Origin of the sequence: Kribbella sp. NBC_00662, from assembly GCF_041430295.1 — a bacterium.
GTDB lineage: Bacteria > Actinomycetota > Actinomycetes > Propionibacteriales > Kribbellaceae > Kribbella.
In genome coordinates this window covers 1,099,634-1,119,387 of record NZ_CP109029.1, presented here as the reverse complement: position 1 = coordinate 1,119,387, position 19,754 = coordinate 1,099,634, and the positions used below count along the sequence as shown (strand labels likewise).

Genomic DNA, 19,754 nt, shown 5'->3' with positions numbered 1-19,754 from the left:
GCTGCTTCCAAGCCGGGGTCCCCTCGGCGTGTGGGCTCACTTTGACCCGCGCGTGCCGTCGCCGGTATTCTGGGCTGCTGTTGTGCGTTCCAGGTCCTGACCTCATGTCGGCGGACCGCTCGCCGACGTCCAGATTTGTCAACCTCTGAGAAACGAAGGTCAACGACCGTGCGCACGTACAGCCCGAAGCCTGCTGACGTCACCCGTGAGTGGCACGTGATCGACGCCACCGACGTCACGCTCGGTCGGCTCGCCGTCCAGATCGCCACCCTGCTGCGCGGCAAGCACAAGCCGACGTTCGCCCCGCACGTGGACGGCGGCGACTTCGTCATCGTCGTCAACGCCTCCAAGGTGGCCCTGTCGGGCACCAAGCGGACCGACAAGCTGGCGTACCGCCACTCGGGTCACCCGGGTGGTCTGACCGCGACGCCGATCGGCGAGATCCTCGACAAGGACCCGCGTAAGGCCGTCGAGAAGGCCGTCTGGGGGATGCTGCCGAAGAACCGTCTGAGCCGGAAGCTGCTGACCAAGCTGAAGGTGTACGCCGGCCCGGAGCACCCGCACACGGCCCAGCAGCCGAAGCCGTTCGAGATCACCCAGATCGCCCAGTAGCGATCGACGAACCAGGTAAACGAGGATTCACAGCGTGAGCGACATCACCACCGAGACCGAAGAGTTCGACCCCGAGGTCCCCATCGACAGCGAGGGCCCGGTCGCCTACACCTCCGAGACCAACCCGGCTCCGGAGCAGCGCGCCGAGACGGGTCGGGTCGCGGTCATCAACCCGGCCGGCGCCACTGGTCGCCGCAAGGAGGCCGTCGCCCGCGTCCGGATCGTCCCGGGCACCGGCAAGTGGAAGATCAACGGGAAGGACCTCGACGTCTACTTCCCGAACAAGGTCCACCAGCAGCACGTGAACGAGCCGTTCGTCGTCGCGGGCCTCGAGGGCTCGTACGACGTGATCGCCCGGATCAACGGCGGCGGTATCACCGGCCAGGCCGGTGCGCTGCAGCTCGGTGTCGCCCGCTGCCTGAACGCGGCCGACCTCGAGGCCAACCGCCCGGGTCTGAAGAAGGCCGGTCTGCTCACCCGCGACGCGCGGATCAAGGAGCGTAAGAAGGCCGGACTCAAGAAGGCCCGTAAGGCGCCTCAGTACAGCAAGCGCTGATCACCTGATGGGGCGTTTGTTCGGTACGGACGGAGTCCGTGGCCTGGCGAACGTGGACCTGACCGCGGAGCTGGCGCTCGACCTTTCGGTCGCGGCAGCTCACGTACTCGGCGAGGCCGGTGCCTTCGAAGGGCACCGGCCGCGCGCCGTTGTGGGCCGGGATCCTCGTGCCAGTGGTGAGTTCCTCGAAGCCGCCGTAGTCGCTGGTCTTGCCAGCGCCGGCGTCGACGTCGTCCGGCTCGGCGTTCTGCCGACCCCGGCCGTCGCGTATCTGACCGGCTCGACCGGCGCCGATCTCGGTGTGATGCTGTCCGCCAGCCACAACCCGATGCCGGACAACGGCATCAAGTTCCTGGCTCGTGGCGGGATCAAGCTCGACGACGTGATCGAGGACGCCATCGAGGCCCGGATGAACGAGGAGTGGCAGCGTCCGACCGGCGCTGACGTCGGCCGGGTCACCGACGACGGGCAGGGCTTCGAGACGTATGTCTCGCACCTGGTCCGCTCGGCCCCGAACCGGTTCGACGGGCTCAAGGTCGTCATCGACTGCGCCAACGGCGCAGCCTCGCAGACCGCGCCCGAGGCACTGCGTCGCCTCGGCGCCGAGGTGGTCACGGTCGCCGCGGCTCCGGATGGCCTGAACATCAACCTGAACTGCGGATCCACGCATATCGAGGGTCTGCAGCGTGAGGTGATCGGTCACCGCGCCGACGTCGGCATCGCGCTCGACGGCGATGCGGACCGCTGCCTGGCGGTGGACGCGAACGGCGAGCTCGTCGACGGCGACCAGATCCTCGCGGTGCTGGCGCTCGCGATGCGCGACAGCGGCCGGCTGTCCAACGACACGGTCGTCGCGACCGTGATGAGCAACCTGGGCTTCGTCCAGGCGATGGTCCGGGAGCGGATCGCGGTCGAGCAGACCAAGGTCGGCGACCGGTACGTGCTCGAGGCAATGAAGGCCGGCGGCCACAAGCTCGGCGGTGAGCAGTCCGGGCACGTGATCCTGTCCGACCACGCAACCACCGGCGACGGCACGCTGACCGCGGTCATGCTGCTGGCCCGGGTCGCGCAGACGGGGAAGAGCCTGGCCGACCTGGCCGGCGCGATGACCCGCCTCCCGCAGGTGCTGGTCAACGTCAAGGACGTCGACAAGAACCGCGCCGGCACCGACGCAGCGGTTCAGTCCGCCGTCGCTGAAGCCACCTCTCGCCTGGGTGACTCCGGGCGCGTCCTGCTCCGCCCGTCGGGCACCGAGCCGCTCGTCCGCGTCATGGTCGAGGCAGAGTCCTCGGACACGGCGCACGAGATCGCCCACTCCCTCGCCGACGTGGTTGCGACTTCGCTGAAGCTGTAGTGGAGCATCGAGAGCTGGAGCTGTTCCTGCATTTGGCGCGGACGCTGAACTACGGACGCACCAGCCTCGAATGCCATGTCAGTGCGGCCACGCTGACCCGCACGATCCAGCGACTGGAGACGCGGGTCGGCGCCCGGCTGCTCGATCGCGGGCCGCGGGGCGTCGTACTGACCGCGGAGGGGCGGCGGTTCACGGCGTACGCCGAGCAGGCGCTGGAGCTGTGGGACGACTACCGAGCGGGGTCCGACGAGCCGGCCGGGCTGGCGGGGGAGTTGCGGATCTTCGCGACTGTCACCGCGTGCCAGACCTTGCTGCCTGACCTGCTGGCGCCGCTGCGGGCGGCGCATCCGCAGATCCGGCTCGACGTACGGACCGGTGACGCGGCGGCCGCGCTCGCGCGGCTGGACGAGGGCGAGGTGGACGCGGCGGTCGCGGGCATCCCGAAGCGTCTTCCGCAGACGCTGGTGAGTCGACCGGTTGCTGACACGGATCTCGTGTTGGTGAAGGCTCGTGAGGGCGCCGTGGACGTGGCGTACGTCGTGCCGGCGCGCGGGCTGGTTCGGGAGGCGGCTTTCCGCTGGTTCCGAGCCACCGCCACCAAGCCTGTGATTGCGGCCGAGCCGGATGGGCATGAAGCGCTGCTTGCCCTTGTCGCGTTGGGATGTGGGACAGGAGTCGTGCCGCGGCTGGTGCTGGAGTCGTCGGCTGTGCGGGACAGGCTGGTCGAGGTGCCGGCTGAGCTGGAGACGCTTACGATCGGGCTTTGCGTACGGCGCGCCGACCTGCACCGGCCTTTGATCGCGGCGCTCTGGGACCTGCGACCGTAGCGCCCGGATAGAGCTTGGCGGGCACGAGCTGGGGCGGGAGGGGATCGGCGCCTTCGACCTGGCGGATCAGGGACTCGGTGCCCAGTTGACCCAGCTCGGGACCGGGTGTGCGCATGATCGTCAGCTGTGGATTCGTCAGCGCCGCCATTTCCGGTGCCATCAGCAACGGTAGTACCGAGATGTCCTCAGGAACCTTGTAACCAAGGCGATTCAGCCCGGCGACCGCCCCGAGCGCGGCGAACTCGTTGACGATCAGCACAGCAGTCGTGTCCGGATGCGCCTCGACCAGCCGCGTCATCGCCTCCTGCCCCGAGACCGTCGACCCCGAGCTCTCCATCACCACGATCTCGAGCCCGAACTCCGCCGCCACCCGCCGGTACGCCGCCTCCGACCGCACGTACGGCCCGTAGGTGCTGAACACCGGATCGGTCAGATTCCCCGAGATCAGCACGATCCGCCGATGGCCCAGCTCGTACAGGTGCCCGACCGCATCCTCGACGGTCCGGTCGAAGTCGATGTCGACGTGGGCCAAGCCCTCCAAGGACGACGTCCGCCCGATCAGCGCGAACGGCGTCGCCGTCTCCTGCAGGACCGTCACCCGTGGATCGTCCAGCTGGACTTCCATCAGCACGACGCCGTCCACCAGACCCTGCCCGACCAGCTCCTTCAGCTCCGTCCCGTCGTTCCCGACCGGCCAGAGCACCAGGTGATAGTCCTGCTTCCGCGCCGCGTCCGCCGCACTGGTGAAGAACTCCGCCGCGGAGAATCCGAACTTGTGGTCGAGCGCCGGGTACGCCATCGCGATGATGTGCGTACGCCGGCTCGCCAGCGCGCGGGCCACCACGTTGCGGCGGTACCCGAGCTCGGCCATCGCCGCCTCGATCCGCGCCCGGGTCGTCGCGGTCACCGGCTTGGTGTCGTTCAGCAGGAACGAGACCGTCGCGATCGACACCCCCGCCCGCTCAGCAACGTCGCGCATCGTGACCATCGATCCGACCCCCTCTGAACTCTTGACAGCGATGTGACGTAGGGAACATAGTCCTTCAACGCCTCAGTTAAGCGGTTTACCGCCCAATCGACAAGTGCATCCCGCTTTTCCTCGTCCCTTGGTTAAACGCTTAGAAGGAGTCCGATGTCATGATCAGCAAGCGGATCGCTGCCGCGCTGGCGGGTGCGACGACGGTGTCGCTCCTGCTGGTCGCCTGCGGTGACAACGGCGGCAGTGGCCAGTCGTCGTCCTCGTCCGGCGACAGCGTCAAGAGCCTCACGATCCTGGACTACTACAACAACGACCCGGACAAATCCCTTGTACAGAAGGGACTTGACGCCTGCGCGACGCAGCTCGGTATCACGATCCAACGGGAGACGGTGCCTGGTGACACCTTGATCCAGAAGGTGCTGCAGCAGGCGTCCTCGAAGACGCTGCCCGACGTGCTGATGCTCGACAACCCCGACGTACAGCAGATCGCCGCGACCGGCGCGCTGGCGCCCTTGAACGACATGGGGCTGAACGGCGACGGGGTCATCAAGGGCATGGTCGACGCGACGTCGTACCAGGGCAAGCTCTACGGACTCGCGCCGGTGACGAACACGATCGCGTTGTTCTACAACAAGGACATGCTGGCCGAGGCCGGCGTCCAGCCGCCGAAGACCTGGGACGAGCTGAAGGCCGCGGCCAAGAAGCTGACCAAGCCCGGCCGGTACGGGATGGCGTTCAACGCGAACGCGACGTACGAAGGCTCGTGGCAGTTCCTGCCGGCGATGTGGACCAACGGCGGTGACGAGACCGACCTGACCAGCCCGCAGGTGGCCGAAGCCCTGCAACTGTGGGTAGACCTGGTGAAGTCGGGGTCGGCCTCCAAGAGCGTCATCAACTGGACCCAGGGCGACGTCAACGACCAGTTCATCGCCGGCAAGGCCGCGATGATGGTGAACGGCCCGTGGCAGATCCCGTCGCTGAACAAGAACCCGAAGATCAAGTGGGACGTGGTCACGTTCCCACTGAACAAGCCGGACCAGACACCGGTCGCACCGCTCGGTGGCGAGGCCTGGACGGTTCCGCTGAACAAGGACCAGGCCAAGCAGCAGAAGGCCGCCGACTTCGTGAAGTGCCTGAACTCGGACGAGAACGAGCTGGCCTGGGCGAAGGCCCGGTTCACCCTCCCGACCAAGCTCGCGCTGCTCGACCAGTACGCCAAGGACGTGCCTTCGATGAAGGCCTTCGCCGAGCAGGTGAAGACGGCCCGGGCCCGGACCGGCAAGCTGGGTGACAAGTGGCCGGACGCCGCCAAGGTGATCTACCAGGCGATCCAGCTGGCGCTGACCGGTAAGGCCTCGGCCCAGGACGCCTTCAAGCAGGCTTCCGGCGGCTGATCCATGGTGGCTCTGACACGTACGACGGTGGCCGGCCGCGAGCGCGTTCGCGGCCGGCGCCACCGTGGTGAGGACCTGACCAAGATCCTGTTCGTGCTGCCGGCCGCGGTGGCCATGGTGGCGCTGTTCGGCTACCCGGTGGTGAAGAACCTGCTGATGAGCCTGCAGGACTACACCCTGAAGACGTTCTTCACCGGGGCAGCGCCCTGGGTCGGGCTGCAGAACTACAGCGCGGTCGTGCACGACAAGCTGTTCTCGGACGCGATGCTGAACACCGCACTGTTCACGATCGGGTCGATCGCGTTCCAGTTCGTGATCGGGCTCGGGCTGGCGTTGTTCTTCCGCAATCGCTTCCCGCTCGGCGGACTGCTGCGCTCGTTGCTCCTGCTGCCGTGGCTGTTGCCGCTGATCGTGTCGAGCGCGACCTGGCGCTCGATCCTCGAGCAGGACAGCGGCATCCTGAACCGGACCCTGATAAGTCTGCACATCGTCAACGATCCGGTGCCGTGGCTGAACTCGCCGTCGGTCGCGCTGATCGCGGTGATCGGCGTGAACATCTGGATCGGCATCCCGTTCAACGTGACGCTGCTGTACTCCGGTCTCACCGAGATCCCGGACGAGCTGTACGAAGCCGGGCAGCTCGACGGCGCGACCGGGTGGCGCGCGTTCTTCTACATCACCTGGCCGAACCTGCGGTCGGTCGCCGGCGTGGTGCTGATGCTCGGGGTCGTCTACACGATCAAGGTCCTGGACATCATCCTCGGCCTGACCGGCGGTGGACCGGCGAACGCGACGCAGACGCTGGCGACGCAGTCGTACGAGAAATCCTTTGTGGACTTCAAGTTCGGGCAGGGCGCCGCGCTGAGCAACATCCTGATCGCGATCTCGTTCGTGTTCGCGATCTTCTACCTGCGCAGCACCCGCCGCGCGGTCGACGAGTAGGAGGGCAGCATGCGACGTACGGCGTACACCGTCATCGGGATCGTGATCCTGGCCGTGATGCTGTTCCCCGTCTACTGGATGGTCAACGCCTCGCTGCAACCGTCCGGGAACACGCTGACCGCGGGCTTCCTGCCGTTGCACCCGACGTTCACCGGCTACAAACGCGCTCTCGACGAGCAGGGCGGCAACCTGGTCACCAGCATGATCATCGCGGCCGGGACGGTCGTGCTCAGTCTGGCGATCGCGACACCGTGTGCGTACGCGCTCTCGCAGTTCCGGTCCCGCTGGGTGTCGATCGGGCTGCTGGCGATCCTGATCTCGCAGATGATCCCGGGGATCGTGATCGCGAACGCGTTGTACACGGCGTACGAACGGATCGGGCTGCTGAACTCGATCCCGGGGCTGATCGTGGCCAACTGCAGCAGCGGGATCCCGTTCGCGATCCTGATCCTGCGGTCGTTCATGATGTCGCTGCCGCCGTCGCTGGTGGAGGCCGCGCGGGTGGACGGCGCCGGGCTGTTCCGGGCGTTCGTGGCGATCGTGCTGCCGATCAGCAAGAACTCGCTGATCACCGCGGGGCTGTTCAGTTTTCTCTTCTCCTGGAGCGATTTCCTGTTCGCGCTGACGCTGACCACCAAGGGCGGCGTGCGGCCGGTGACGCTGGGGATCTACCAGTACCTCGGCACGCAGGTGCAGAACTGGAACGCGGTGATGGCGACCGCGGTCCTCTCGGCGGTCCCGGCCATCGTGCTGCTGGTCGCCGCGCAGAAGTACATCGCCGCCGGCGCCATCGGCGGAGCGGTCAAATAACCCTTCCACACAAGGACAAAACTTATGACGATTCGCGTACTCGTCTGGGGCGAGAACCGGCACGAGCAGATCGAGCCGCACGTCCGGGAGATCTACCCGGACGGCATGCACGAGACCATCGCCGCCGGCATCCGCGAGAACCTCGACGCCACGGTTGCCACCACGACCCTGGACGAGCCGGAGCACGGCCTTACCGAGGACGTGCTGGCCGAGACCGACGTACTCGTGTGGTGGGGCCATGCCGCGCACGGCGAGGTCGACGACAAGGTGGTCGACCGCGTGTACCAGCACGTGCTGTCGGGTATGGGCCTGATCGTGCTGCACTCCGGTCACTGGTCGAAGATCTTCGGCAAACTGATGGGTACGACGTGCACGCTGCGCTGGCGCAGTGAACGCGACCGCGAGCTGGTCTGGACGATCAACCCGACGCACCCGATCGCGCAGGGCGTCCCGCACCCGATCGTGATCGAGCAGCAGGAGATGTACGGCGAGTTCTTCGACATCCCGGTCCCGGACGAACTGGTCTTCGTGTCCTCGTTCTCCGGCGGCGAGGTGTTCCGCTCGGGCTGCACGTTCCGCCGCGGGCACGGGAAGATCTTCTACTTCTCGCCCGGCGACCAGGACTTCCCGGTGTACCACCACAAGGACGTCCGCAAGGTGATCGCGAACGGCGTGAAGTGGGCGCGCACCGATCTGCCCGAGCGGGCGCTGCCGACCTTGCTGCGCTACGAGACCGACGACTTCTTCAACGGCAAGGGTTACACCGGTCCGATCGAGGAGCCTGCGGATGCCTGACCCCTTGCGTCTCCTCCAGGTCGGCGCCGGCGGCATGGGCCGCGCCTGGCTCCGCACGATCGCCGCGAACCCCGACGTCCAACTCGTCGGCCTGGTCGACCTCGACGTCGAGGTGGCCCGTGCGGCCGCGGACGAGCACGGGCACGCCGACGTGCCGGTCGCGACTTCGATCGACGGACTGGCAGACCGGGCCGACGCGGTGATCGACGTGACGGTCCCGGTCGCGCACCCGACGGTCAGCGTGGATGCCTTGCTGCGTGGGCTTCCGGTGCTGTGCGAGAAGCCGCTGGCCGAGACAGTCCGCGAGTGCCTGCAGATGGTGGCGGCCTCGGAGGTGAGCGGCAAACTGTTGATGGTCTCGCAGTCCCGCCGCTACTTCCGCGCCATAGCAGCCTTCCAACGACAACTGTCCGAGCTGGGTCCGATCGGGACGCTGTCGTGCGAGTTCTACAAGGCCCCGCACTTCAGCGGCTTCCGCGAACGCATGGCCGAGCCGCTCCTGGTCGACATGGCGATCCACCAGTTCGACCTGTCCCGCAAGCTGATCGGCTCCGAACCTGTCTCGGTGTACTGCGACTCGTACAACCCGCCCTGGAGCTGGTTCGACGGCAACGCCGCCGCGTCCGCGATCTTCACCTACGCCGACGGCACCCGCTTCACCTTCGCCGGCAGCTGGTGCGCGCCGGGCCTGGAAACGTCCTGGAACGGCTTCTGGCGCGCGAGCACTTCCGGCGGCACCGCAACCTGGGACGGCGACAACGCACCTGTCGCCGAGCTCGCATCCGGTGAGCCGCTCGCCGCCGGCATGTCCGACGAGCCTCAGGAGATCGCCGGTTCCCTGGTCGAGTTCGTCAACGCGGTCCGCACCTCGACAACGCCGCAGTCCGAAGTCCATTCCAACGTAGTAAGCCTCGCTATGGTCGAAGCCGCCGTCCGCTCCGCCAACACCGGAGCACCGGTCCGCATCGCCGACGTCATCACCGAAGCGCATGTCGAGGCGATCGCGACCACCCAGGACCCAGCCCTCCGAGCAGCCTTGAAGGCCTGGCCCAACCCGCTGAAAGCAGTCGGCCTGGAGCCGTAGTCTTCCAGTTCCTGCAACGGGGCGGTGCGGACATTGCGCTTGCTGCAATGGCCGTGCCGCCCTTTGACTGGTGGGCATGGAGAGTTCGGTGTTTCGGGTCGAGAGCATGGTCGTGCCGGGTGGGACGGAGTCCATCGTGCGGGGCGGGCGGGATCTGTTCCCGTTGCTGCCTGAAGCGCTGCACGGGGTCGAGCGCATCGGCGTCCTGGGATGGGGACCGCAGGGACGGGCACAGGCGCTGAATCTGCGCGACTCGCTCGCCGGGACGGGGATCACTGTGAGCGTCGGCCTTCGACCGGGGTCGGTGTCGGCGGCGGATGCGCGGGCCGAGGGATTCACTGAGGATGACGGCACGCTGGGTGACTGGCTGGAGGTTGCGGCTCAGGCGGATCTGGTGATCCTGCTGATCGCGGACGCGGCGCTGGCGGCCAACCACGAGCAGATCTTCGGCGTCCTCAAGCCGGGCGCGACCATTGGCCTGTCCCACGGTTTCCTGCTCGGGCACCTGACGGCGATCGGGTCCGCCTTCCCGGCGGGGCATCCGGTGATCGCGGTCTGTCCGAAGGGGATGGGGGATTCCGTCCGGCGGCTCTACCGGCAAGGCGAAACGGTCAACGGGGCCGGGATCAACGCGAGTATCGCCGTACACGCGGATCCGGACGGGCACGGATGGGATCGGGCGCTGGCGTGGTCGATCGGGCTCGGGTCGCCGTACACGTTCGCGACCACGCTGCAGGACGAGTACCGGTCCGACATCGTGGGGGAGCGGGCGATCCTGCTCGGCGCCGTCCACGGACTGGTGGAGGCGCTGTACCGGTACTTCCGGATCGACGGGGCTGATCCGGTGACGGCGTACGAGCGATCCACCGAGGCGATCACCGGGCCGATCGCGCGGACCATCTCGACCGACGGGCTGGTGGCGGTCCGGGCCGCGAGCGGGGACGTGGACCTGTTCGACCGTGCGTACTCCGCGGCGTACGGGCCGGCGCGGGAGCTCGTCGCGGAGATCTACGACGAAGTTGCTGACGGCACCGAGCTGCGGAGCGTGATCCTGGCCGAGCAACGGCTGGCGACCCGGCCCATGACCGAGATCGGCGGCAGCCCGATGTGGTCGCACAGTGCCGAGGTCCACGCCCGCCGCGGAGCAGCCGGCGCGATCGATCCGGTCACGGCGGGGCTGTTCGTGGCGACGATGATGGCGCAGGTCGACGAGTTCGCCGCCCGCGGGCACGCGTGGTCGGAGATCGTGAACGAGTCGGTGATCGAGGCGGTCGACTCGCTGCTGCCGTACATGCACGCCCGCGACGTCGCGTACATGGTCGACAACTGCTCCCGGACCGCGCGGCTCGGGACCCGCCGCTGGGGTCCGCGCTTCCAGGCGGCGTACGAGCAGATCGCCCTCCCGCACCTCGACCATCCCGCCGACCCCGCGCTGCTGAAGGCCTTCGAGGACAACCCGGCCCACGACGCTCTGGCCGCGGCAGCCGAACTCCGCCCCTCGGTGGACATTTCCGTTTAGCCTGTGCGCCATGACGATGACGCGGTCACGGCTGACCCCCATGCGCCCACGGGACCCACACGAGCCCGGCCGGACGGCGTCCTCGCTCGAGCTGTTCTTCGACCTGGTGTTCGTGGTCGCGGTCAGCGTCGCCGCGGCCCAGCTCCACCACGCGCTGTCCGAGAAGCACATCGCCGAGGGCCTGATGTCCTACGGGATGGTGTTCTTCGCGATCTGGTGGGCGTGGATGAACTTCACCTGGTTCGCCACGTCGTTCGCGACCGACGACTGGCTGTACCGGGTGCTCACGATCGTGCAGATGAGCGGTGTCCTCGTGCTCGCCGCCGGGATCGAGCCGGTCTTCGCCGACCGCGACTTCACCGTCGTGGTGTTCGGGTACGTCGTGATGCGGGTCGCCATGGTCGCGCAGTGGCTGCGGGCATCGCACTCGGCCGGGGAGAGCCGGCAGGTAGCCCTGCGCTACGCCTGCCTGATCGCGATCGTGCAGGTGCTGTGGCTGACCACGCTGGTGATGTCCGGGACGACGGTGGTCATCGCCTGGTGCGTGTTCGTGGTCGCCGAGCTCGCCGTACCGGTGATCGCGGAGCGGCGCTGGACGACGCCCTGGCATCCGCACCACATCACTGAGCGGTACGGGCTGTTCACGCTGATCCTGCTCGGCGAGAGCCTGCTCGCGTCCGCCAACGCGATCATCGAGGCCGTCCACGACCACGAGGCGCTCGGGCCGCTGATCGCGCTCTCGGTGCTGACGCTCGTCGTCACGGCGGCGATGTGGTGGATCTACTTCTGGCCGCCGCACCACACCGCGATCACGTCGCTCGCGAGCTCGCTGCGGTACGGGTACACCCACTACTTCGTCTTCGCCGCGGCCGGCGCGTTCTCGGCCGGGATCGAGGTGGAGATCGACAGCATCACCCACCACACCGAGTTGAGCGAGGTCGCCGCGTCGTACACGGTGACGATCCCGATCGCGATCTTCGTCCTCGGCATCTGGTGGATCGCCATTCGCGACAATGCCGATCGGACGGTCAACATCGTCGTACCGCTAGGCGCCGTACTGGTCCTGCTGGATCCGTTGATCCCGATCCCGTTCGCGCTCACCGCCGTCTTCATGGCGCTGATCGTGGCGACGCTCGTCATCCACCCGCCCATCGCCCGCCCCGCCCAGTCCGCATGAGCTGACATCTGAGGGGTCTACCCCTCAGATGCAGGGTTCGGCCACCAGAATCCGAGGGGCCAACCCGCCATCTCAGGGGTTGACCCCTCAGATGGGGACGGGCACGACGGGGACGGGCGCGGGGACGCCGCGAGGCGGTGGGGGCGCGGGGGTCAGGCGTGGGTGCCCAGTTCGGCGAGGGCGGTGGCGACGCGGCCGTGGGCGGCCTCCAGGGCGGCGCGGGCCTCGCCGACGGGTGATCCGGTGAGGAGGTGGACGAGGGCGGGCTTGAGCTCGCCGTCGGCCTCGGCCAGGGCGGTCTCGCAGGCGGCTTCGTCGGCGCCGGTGGCCTCGGCGAGGATGCGGAGCATGCGGCCGCGGAGCTTCTTGTTGGTCGCCACCAGGTCGACCATCAGGTTGGACCAGGTGCGGCCGAGCTTGATCATCAGCGTGGTCGAGAACGCGTTCAGGATCATCTTCTGCGCGGTGCCGGCCTTCAACCGGGTCGAGCCGGCGATGACCTCCGGGCCGGTGTCCGCGGCGATCACGACGTCGGCCAGTGGCGCCAGCGGGGCGTCCGGGTTCGACGTGACCAGCACGGTGGTCGCCCCGGCCGCACGGGCGGCCTTCAAGGCGCCGGCGACGTACGGCGTGCTTCCGGAAGCGGCGAGGCCGACGACGAGGTCCTGACCGGTGACCGCGGCCGCGTCCGCGGCGCCGCCCTCCTCGGAGTCCTCGACGTTCTCGACCGCGCGCAGCAGCGCCTCCATCCCGCCGGCGTGGTGGGCGACCACCAGTCCGTCCGGCACGTGGAACGTGGGCAGCAGCTCGGCGGCGTCCAGGACGGCCAGGCGGCCCGACGTACCGGCGCCGAAGTAGTGCACCCGGCCACCACCGCGGACCGCCTCGGCGGCGGCGTCAACGGCCTTGGTCAGCTCCGGGATCACTGCACCGACGGCACCCGCGACGCGGGCGTCCTCGTTGTTCAGCATCTGGAGGATCTCGGACGTGCCCACCGCATCGATGGCGAGCGTCCTCGGGTTGCGCTGCTCGGTCGGTGAGGTCACGGGATCGATGTTAGTTTTCTACTGAAGGTTTTTCAATTCCGTTCATCTTTGACGGAAACGATCGACGTCACTCGGATCCCTTGAGTCGGTGCCCGCGGACCGCGCTGGCGGTCTCCTCGAGCGCCTTGCGGGCGTCCGGCAGCACCTGCTGGGCGACGCCGATGAACAGGCAGTCGATCACGGTCAGCTGCGCGATCCGGCTGGCCATCGCCCCCGAGCGGTACGTCGTCTCGCGCGCGGCCGTGGTCAGGACGAGGTCCGCCGTACGCGCCAGGGGTGACCGCGGGAAGTTTGTTACCGCGACCGTGGTGGCGCCGTGCTTGGCCGCCTCCTCGAGCGCCTCGACGACCTCCACCGTCGTGCCGGTGTGCGAGATGCCGATCGCGACATCGCCCTCACCGAGCAGTGCGGCGCTGGTCAGCGCGATGTGTACGTCGGACCAGGCAAACGCCACCCGCCGGATCCGGTGCAGCTTCTGCTGCAGGTCGAGCGCCACGAACGCGCTCGCGGCGAAACCGTAGAGGTCGACCCGCGGCGCGTTCACCACAGCGTCGACCACCTTGGCCAGCGCGTCCACGTCGACCTGCTGCGCGGTCTCGCGGACCGCCCGCTCGTCGGCGAACGCGACCTTGCTGACAACGTCGGCCAGCGAGTCGCCGGGCTCGATGTCGCCGCCCACCTCCGGGCGGATGCTCTCCTGCGCCGACTGGGCCGCCAACTGCAGGCGCAGCTGCGGATAGCCGGGGACGCCGATCTGCTTGCAGAACCGGATGACCGTGGTCTCCGAGGTGGAGGCCACCTCGGCCAGTTCGGAGATCGTCATCGCCGCCACTCCGCCCGGGTCCGCGAGGACCGCGTTCGCCACCCGCTGCTCGGCCGGCGCCAGCGCGGGCATCACCGCGCGGACCCGGACCAGCAGCGGCCCCGTGGGTTCTGGAGAGGTTGTTGAATTCATGACAGCCACGGTACGGCGACTATGCACGAAGTGGGGTCACCGACGCGAAAGTCTCCAACCTGTTGCGGTAAATGATTCAGGCGATCGTTCACCGTCGAGAAGAACACCAGTCCCGCTCGTGATCTTCACACCGTCGACGTAGACACCGCGGCCCTGGTAGAGCGGATCGCTCGTGTAGCGCCAGCGGATCGTCTGGTCGCCGGCGCCGAGCTCCGCGGTGACCTGATGCCAGTGCCGGTCGCCGGAACCGCTGATCGAGCCGTCGTGGTCGACCACGGACCCGCGATCGCGCACTGTGAAAGGCACCTTGTTCCAAGTGGTTCCGTCGGTCGAAGACTCCAGATACAGCAGATCCGTGTCCTCGGTGTCGACGAACAGGTCGAAGGCCAGCTTCGCTCCGCCCGTCGGTACGGCGACCTTCGTCGACAGCGTGGAGGTCGCGCCGTCCGTGGTACCGGAGAACCAGGCGTCCTTGCCGTGGCGCGGACCGACACCGAGGGCCAGTGCGAGCCCTTGCGCGACAGCCCTCCGGGCCGGGTTGTTGCTGCCCCAGTCGCGGCTCGGGTGGACCCGGTTGGTCAGCAGGATCGCGAACGAACGCGAGTCGAAGTCGATCACGAGCGATGTGCCGGTGTACCCGGTGTGGCCGGCCGCGCGCGGCCCGGACAGCCCGCCCATGTACCAACGCTGGTTGAGCTCGAAGCCGAGGCCGTGGTCGTTCCCCGGGAAGCCCTGGTTGAAGTTCGTGATCATCGCGGTGACCGAGGATTCCTTGAGGATCCGCGCGCCGCGGTAACTGCCGCCGTTCAGGAACGTCTGCGCCAGTACGGCGAGGTCGTCCGCAGTACTGAAAACGCCCGCGTGGCCGGCGACGCCGCCCAGGGACCAGGCGTTCTCGTCGTGCACCTCGCCCCACACCATCCCGCGCGGCGGCGAGGTCTGGAACTCCGTGGCTGCGATCCGCGGCTTCTTCTTCGGGTCCGGGTTGTAGCCGGTGTCGCGCATCTGCAGCGGCTTCGTGATGCCGTCCGCGACCAGCTTGTCGAGCGTCTTGCCGGTCACGCGGTGTGCGACCTCGCCGAGCGAGATCAGGTTCAGGTCGCTGTAGAGATAGGTGCTGCCCGGCGGGTTGATCAGCTTCGCGGTCAGCGCCATGTGCAGGCGGGAGGCCGGGTCGGGCTGCGCGCTCCACAACGGCAGCCAGGACGGCAGCCCGGTGGTGTGCGTGAGCGCCTGCCGGACGGTGATCCCCTCTTTGCCGTTCTCCGCGAACTCCGGGACGTACGTCGCGATCGGCGTGTCCAGGTCGATCTTGCCCTTCTCGACGAGCTGCATCACGACGATCGAGGTGAACAGCTTGGACACCGACGCCATGTCGAAGATCGTGTCGGTCCGCATCGGGATCTGCTGGTCCGGCGGCAGCTCCGTGCCGGCACCGTCGGCGTACTTCAGCGCCAGACCGGTGGCCGTCCGGGTGACGATCTTCCCGTCGTGGCCGAGCAGCGTGACCGCGCCGGCGTACAACGGCTTCGTCGTCCCGCTCGGCTGCGTCCAGCCGGCGACCTGGGCCAGCGCCGCGTCGATCGGCGCGGGATCGAGACCGGCCTTCGCCGGGGTCTCGTCGCGCAGCAGCGTCGACTTCGGCGCGTAGCCGTCGTACGGACGGTCGAACCGGCCCGAATTGTTGCCGCCAGCAACTGCAGGCGTACCCATCGTCAGCATCACCGCCGAAGCAATCGTGAGCGCCGCGAGCCGTCTCATCGGTGCGCGCCCTTGTACAGAAGGTATTTCGCCCGCCGCGCGGTCCAGGCGTCGGTCTCGGGCTTCCAGGCTGCCACGATCTCCTCGGCGGTCGCATCCGCCAAAAGCATGGTCCGGAACCGATCGGACCCGGTCAGGAGATCGATCCACCGGCCGGGTGGGGTCTCCGCCCGCCAGGTGAATTCCGGGTAGAGCTTACGGGCCTCGACGATCATGTGCGTCGCCGCGGTGATCGCCTCGACGCTGTGCGGGTCGGTGATCTGGACCTGGACACCGCCGCAGAGCACGTTCGCGTTCTTGCTGATCGTCGGCGTGAAGTACGCCTCCCGGAACGCGACGCCCGGGATGTGTTTGGTCTGCAGCGCCTCCGCCCACCGGTAGTCGACGTACGGCGCGCCGATCAGCTCGAACGGCCGCGTCGTACCGCGGCCCTCGGACATGTTGGTCGCCTCGAACAGGCACAGGCCCGGGTACACCAGCGCGGTGTCCGGGGTCGGCATGTTCGGGCTCGGCATCACCCAGGTCAGCCCGGTGTCGTCGTACAACTGGTCGCGCTTCCAGTTCGACACCTCGATGACCTGCAGCTCCTTCAGCCGGCCGCCGTTCGGCTCGAGCGGCAGGTACTCCGCGTTGAACATGCGGGCCAGCTCACCGACGGTCATGCCGTGCTGCTGCAGGATCTCCTTCTTGCCGACTCCGGAGGTGTACCCGGGCTTGAGCATCGGACCGCGCGCGTAGCCGCCGACCGGGTTCGGACGGTCGAGTACGACGAACTTCGCGCCGGTGCGGACCGCGGCGAGCATCGCCTCGAACATCGTCCAGATGTAGGTGTAGAAACGCGCGCCGACGTCCTGGATGTCGAAGACCACGGTCTCGACGCCGGACTTGGTGTAGAGACCGGCGAGCTTGTCGGCGGCCGCGCCGTACGCGTCGTAGACCATGATCCCGGTGCGTGGGTCGACGTGGTCGCCCTCCGACCCACCGGCCTGGGCGCTGCCGCGGAAGCCGTGCTCGGGACCGAACACCGCGACGATGTTCACCTTCCCGGACGCGTGCATCGTATCGACGATGTGCTGGTAGTCCGGCAGGATCCCGGTCGGGTTGCTGATCACGCCGACCTTCTGCCCGGCCAGGGCGCGCCAGCCGTCCTCGGCCAGCACTTCGGCGCCGGTCATCACCTTGCGTTTCGGCGCGGCCTGCGCGGCCGGTACGTCGATCAGCGGTGCGGCGGCCAGCGCACCGGCGCCGGCGAGCAAACTACGTCGCTTCATTGACATCTCCTCAGGGACGGAACGAGAGGTCGGCAATCATCGGACGGTGGTCACTGGCGGCCTGCGCTGGGGACTCTTCGGCAGGCACTTCGGCACGCAGCACATTCAGACTAGTACCGACCGTGACGAAGTCGATCCGCTTGTTGGGTGCCACCGCGGGGTACGTGTTGGGTCCGCCAACGGTTGAACCAGCTGCGGTCCACGAGTCGCGCAGGCGCGTCCACAACCCGGCCAGTTCGGGCGCCGAGGCCTCCGCATTGAAATCGCCCACGAGGACCTGCAGATCCTTCCTACGGTCCTGGGCGAGTATCTGGAGCGTGTCGGCGACCTGCAGCTGCCGGACGGACGGATCAGCCCGGTAGTCCAGGTGGGTGCAGTACACGTGAAGGCGACGGCCGCGGATCTCGAGCTCTGCTTCGAGGAACCCGGGCGCCAGGGCGGGGACCGGATTCGGGTCCTGGGTGGAGAGCCGGGTGATCGGGTGGTTCTCGGTGCGGATCAGCGGGAAGCGCGAGAGCAGCCCGACGCCGTACTGGCGCCTCGGCTGACCGGCCGCCGGTGGGTCGAGGTCGTAGATCGGTGCGAACGCCGAGTGCATGCCGAGCTTGGTCGCGAGCTCGGCGAGCGTGTCCAGCCACTGGCTGCGTGCGTCCCAGTGGACGTCGACCTCCTGCAGCCCGATCACGTCCGCATCGAGCGCTTTCAAGGCCTGGGCGGTGCGGTCGAGGTCGAAGACGTTGTCCTCACCGGCGCCGGCGTGAATGTTGTACGAGGCAACGGTCAGCCGGGTCTGCTTCGCGTCGAAGGTCAGGCCGTGGCCGAACGGGTGCAGGATCGGCGCGGGGCCGGGATCGGCCGGGTCTGGCTTGGTGGGGATCTCGACAGGGAGCTTGCCGGTCGGCGCGATCTCGCCGTACAGGACCTTCGCCAGCGCCTCCATCGACGGTGCCGTGCTGCCGTAGGTGACCAGCGTCGTCGGTGCCGGGTCGAAGTACGCGACGTCGTACGGGTCACGCACCGGCACCACGATCACCGGCCGGCCCGTCGCGAGCAGAGCGTTGACCAGCTTCTGCTGTTTGGCCTGCTTGTCGGTGACCTCGGTGTCCCACGCCTTGTTGGTCAGGACCACCGTGAGATCCGCGACCGCGGCGACCGCGTCGGCGATCTTGGCGTCGGTCGGCGTCGTGCCGGTGTCCTTCACGATCGTGGTCGCGCCGCGGGACTGCAGCGCTGTCGCAAGGTTCGCAGGGCTGTAGCCGGCGACGAGGATCGTCCGCGGCGCGGGGGACAGCGGCAGCAGGGCGGCGTCGTCGCGGAGGAGCGTCGTACTGCGGTCCGCGATCCGCTGCGCCTCGGCGTAGTTGGCCGGCGTACCGACGACCTTCGCCACCTGCGCGAGGTCGACGTACGGGTGGTCGACCAGACCGGTCTCGTGCTTCAGCGTGAGGATGCGCGTCACGCTCTCGTCGATCCGGGCCTCGCTGATCCGGCCGCCGCGGACCGCGTCGAGGACCGAGTTGTACGCGAGTCCCGGATCGACCGGCATCAGCAGCTGGTCGACGCCGGCCTCGATCGCCCGGAGCGGGATCTCGGCGTCGCCGTACTTGTCCCGGACGCCCTGCATCCCGAGCGAGTCGGTGATCACGATGCCGTCGAACCGCAGCTGCTCGCGCAGGATCCCGGTCAGGATCGGCCGGCTCAACGTCGCCGGGTCGCCGGACGGGTCGAGCGCCGGTACGACGATGTGCGCGGTCATGATCGACTGGATGCCGGCCCGGATCGCGGCCTGGAACGGCGGCAGGTCGATCCGGGTCCACTCGTCGCGGCTGTGACCGATCACCGGGATGCCGGTGTGGCTGTCGGTCGCGGTGTCGCCGTGGCCGGGGAAATGCTTCGCGGTCGAGACCACCCGGCCGTCGCGCTGGTAGCCCTTCACCTGCGCGGCGACGAGCTCGGCGACCAGCGCCGGGTCGGAGGAGACCGAGCGGACACCGATCACCGGGTTCAGCGGGTTCACGTTGACGTCGGCGTCCGGGGCGAAATCGGTGGTGATGCCGAGCGCCTTCAGCTCGCGGCCCGCGATCGCGCCGGCGGAGCGCGCGTACGCCGCGGAGCGGGTCGCGCCGAGCGCCATCCCGCCGGGGAACTGGGTCGCGGGAGGTCCGACCCGGACGACCGAGCCGTGCTCCTGGTCGGTGCCGATCTGCAGCGGGATGCCCGTGTTGGTGAGCGACGCCTGCTGCAGGCCGTTCGACAGGCGGGCGATCTGCTGCGGGTCCTTCGTCGAGTCGGTCCAGGTGAAGTAGATGACGCCGCCGAGGTTGAACTTCGCGACGACCTCGGCCGGGGTGGCCACGCCGTACAGGCTGGTGTTGCGGGCGTCGGCGGTGTCGGCCGCCGGGCCGTACGCGTAGCAGACGAACAGCTGGCCGACCTTCTGCTCGAGCGTCATCCGGCGCATCGTGTCGCGAACCCAGCGGTCCGGGGTGGCAGCAGCGCTCGTGGTGGCAGCGACCGTCGTCCCGGCGACGGTCGCCGCCGCGAGTCCGAGGGTCTGACGGCGGGTCAGTTCCATGGGGGTCACCAACTCTGTGCGGGCGGGCAGGGGCGATCGCCAAGGTAATTGAATTACAGATACTCCCCCGCGACGCGAAAGTTACCCACGCGCGCAC

Annotated in this window: 17 protein-coding genes; 11 read left to right on the top strand and 6 right to left on the bottom strand. The window is 68.3% G+C overall.

Annotated elements, in window-relative coordinates; translation table 11 throughout:
- Window positions 1-168 precede the first annotated feature (168 nt).
- The 4 genes from rplM to ilvY are packed head-to-tail and all read left to right on the top strand — an operon-like array spanning window position 169 to window position 3,349.
- On the top strand, window positions 169-612 hold the full coding sequence (gene rplM, locus OHA10_RS05645; protein WP_130441431.1) for a 50S ribosomal protein L13: 444 nt from the start codon (window positions 169-171) through the stop codon (window positions 610-612).
- A gap of 34 nt (window positions 613-646) precedes the next feature.
- Window positions 647-1,168 (top strand): 30S ribosomal protein S9, encoded by a 522-nt coding sequence (gene rpsI, locus OHA10_RS05640; protein WP_141854750.1) that lies wholly within the window; start codon window positions 647-649, stop codon window positions 1,166-1,168.
- A gap of 7 nt (window positions 1,169-1,175) precedes the next feature.
- Window positions 1,176-2,522 (top strand): phosphoglucosamine mutase, encoded by a 1,347-nt coding sequence (gene glmM, locus OHA10_RS05635; RefSeq protein ID WP_350859453.1) that lies wholly within the window; start codon window positions 1,176-1,178, stop codon window positions 2,520-2,522.
- Window positions 2,522-3,349 carry an HTH-type transcriptional activator IlvY gene (gene ilvY / locus OHA10_RS05630; RefSeq protein WP_371405126.1) on the top strand — a complete coding sequence of 276 codons (828 nt, stop codon included), beginning with the start codon at window positions 2,522-2,524 and terminating at the stop codon, window positions 3,347-3,349. Before glmM ends, ilvY begins: the two co-directional genes overlap by 1 nt.
- Here the strand turns inward: ilvY and OHA10_RS05625 are convergent.
- Complete coding sequence (locus tag OHA10_RS05625; RefSeq protein ID WP_371405125.1) at window positions 3,273-4,337, bottom strand: LacI family DNA-binding transcriptional regulator; 1,065 nt, start codon at window positions 4,335-4,337, stop codon at window positions 3,273-3,275. The two genes, ilvY and OHA10_RS05625, sit on opposite strands and share 77 nt — an antisense overlap.
- Before the next feature lie 149 nt (window positions 4,338-4,486).
- Between OHA10_RS05625 and OHA10_RS05620 the strand changes: the two genes are divergently transcribed.
- The 7 genes from OHA10_RS05620 to OHA10_RS05590 all read left to right on the top strand — a co-directional run bounded on the left by OHA10_RS05620 (window position 4,487) and on the right by OHA10_RS05590 (window position 12,049).
- Window positions 4,487-5,722, top strand: coding sequence for an ABC transporter substrate-binding protein (locus tag OHA10_RS05620; RefSeq protein WP_371405124.1), 1,236 nt, complete (start codon window positions 4,487-4,489; stop codon window positions 5,720-5,722).
- A 3-nt stretch (window positions 5,723-5,725) separates the two neighbouring features.
- Window positions 5,726-6,664, top strand: a complete 939-nt coding sequence (locus OHA10_RS05615; protein WP_371405123.1) for a carbohydrate ABC transporter permease — start codon at window positions 5,726-5,728, stop codon at window positions 6,662-6,664.
- 9 nt (window positions 6,665-6,673) lie between these two features.
- Window positions 6,674-7,474 carry a carbohydrate ABC transporter permease gene (locus OHA10_RS05610; RefSeq protein ID WP_371405122.1) on the top strand — a complete coding sequence of 267 codons (801 nt, stop codon included), beginning with the start codon at window positions 6,674-6,676 and terminating at the stop codon, window positions 7,472-7,474.
- A gap of 24 nt (window positions 7,475-7,498) precedes the next feature.
- A complete protein-coding gene (locus OHA10_RS05605; RefSeq protein ID WP_371405121.1) occupies window positions 7,499-8,269 on the top strand; it encodes a ThuA domain-containing protein in 771 nt (256 codons plus the stop codon).
- Window positions 8,262-9,353, top strand: coding sequence for a Gfo/Idh/MocA family protein (locus tag OHA10_RS05600; RefSeq protein WP_371405120.1), 1,092 nt, complete (start codon window positions 8,262-8,264; stop codon window positions 9,351-9,353). Before OHA10_RS05605 ends, OHA10_RS05600 begins: the two co-directional genes overlap by 8 nt.
- A 76-nt stretch (window positions 9,354-9,429) precedes the next feature.
- Window positions 9,430-10,872, top strand: a complete 1,443-nt coding sequence (locus OHA10_RS05595; RefSeq protein WP_371405119.1) for a ketol-acid reductoisomerase — start codon at window positions 9,430-9,432, stop codon at window positions 10,870-10,872.
- Between the two features lie 10 nt (window positions 10,873-10,882).
- Window positions 10,883-12,049 (top strand): low temperature requirement protein A, encoded by a 1,167-nt coding sequence (locus tag OHA10_RS05590; RefSeq protein ID WP_371405118.1) that lies wholly within the window; start codon window positions 10,883-10,885, stop codon window positions 12,047-12,049.
- Window positions 12,050-12,201: 152 nt separating this feature from the next.
- On the opposite strand, the gene murQ is transcribed toward OHA10_RS05590, so the two are convergent.
- The 5 genes from murQ to OHA10_RS05565 all read right to left on the bottom strand — a co-directional run bounded on the left by murQ (window position 12,202) and on the right by OHA10_RS05565 (window position 19,657).
- Entirely contained in the window at window positions 12,202-13,095 is an 894-nt protein-coding gene (gene murQ / locus OHA10_RS05585) for an N-acetylmuramic acid 6-phosphate etherase (RefSeq protein WP_371405117.1), read from the bottom strand.
- 67 nt (window positions 13,096-13,162) lie between these two features.
- On the bottom strand, window positions 13,163-14,050 hold the full coding sequence (locus OHA10_RS05580) for a MurR/RpiR family transcriptional regulator (RefSeq protein WP_371405116.1): 888 nt from the start codon (window positions 14,048-14,050) through the stop codon (window positions 13,163-13,165).
- 36 nt (window positions 14,051-14,086) lie between these two features.
- Window positions 14,087-15,811 (bottom strand): serine hydrolase, encoded by a 1,725-nt coding sequence (locus OHA10_RS05575; RefSeq protein ID WP_371405115.1) that lies wholly within the window; start codon window positions 15,809-15,811, stop codon window positions 14,087-14,089.
- Window positions 15,808-17,082 carry an exo-beta-N-acetylmuramidase NamZ domain-containing protein gene (locus OHA10_RS05570; protein ID WP_371405114.1) on the bottom strand — a complete coding sequence of 425 codons (1,275 nt, stop codon included), beginning with the start codon at window positions 17,080-17,082 and terminating at the stop codon, window positions 15,808-15,810. Before OHA10_RS05570 ends, OHA10_RS05575 begins: the two co-directional genes overlap by 4 nt.
- Window positions 17,083-17,092: 10 nt before the next feature.
- Window positions 17,093-19,657, bottom strand: coding sequence for a glycoside hydrolase family 3 N-terminal domain-containing protein (locus OHA10_RS05565; RefSeq protein ID WP_371405113.1), 2,565 nt, complete (start codon window positions 19,655-19,657; stop codon window positions 17,093-17,095).
- Window positions 19,658-19,754: the final 97 nt, after the last annotated feature.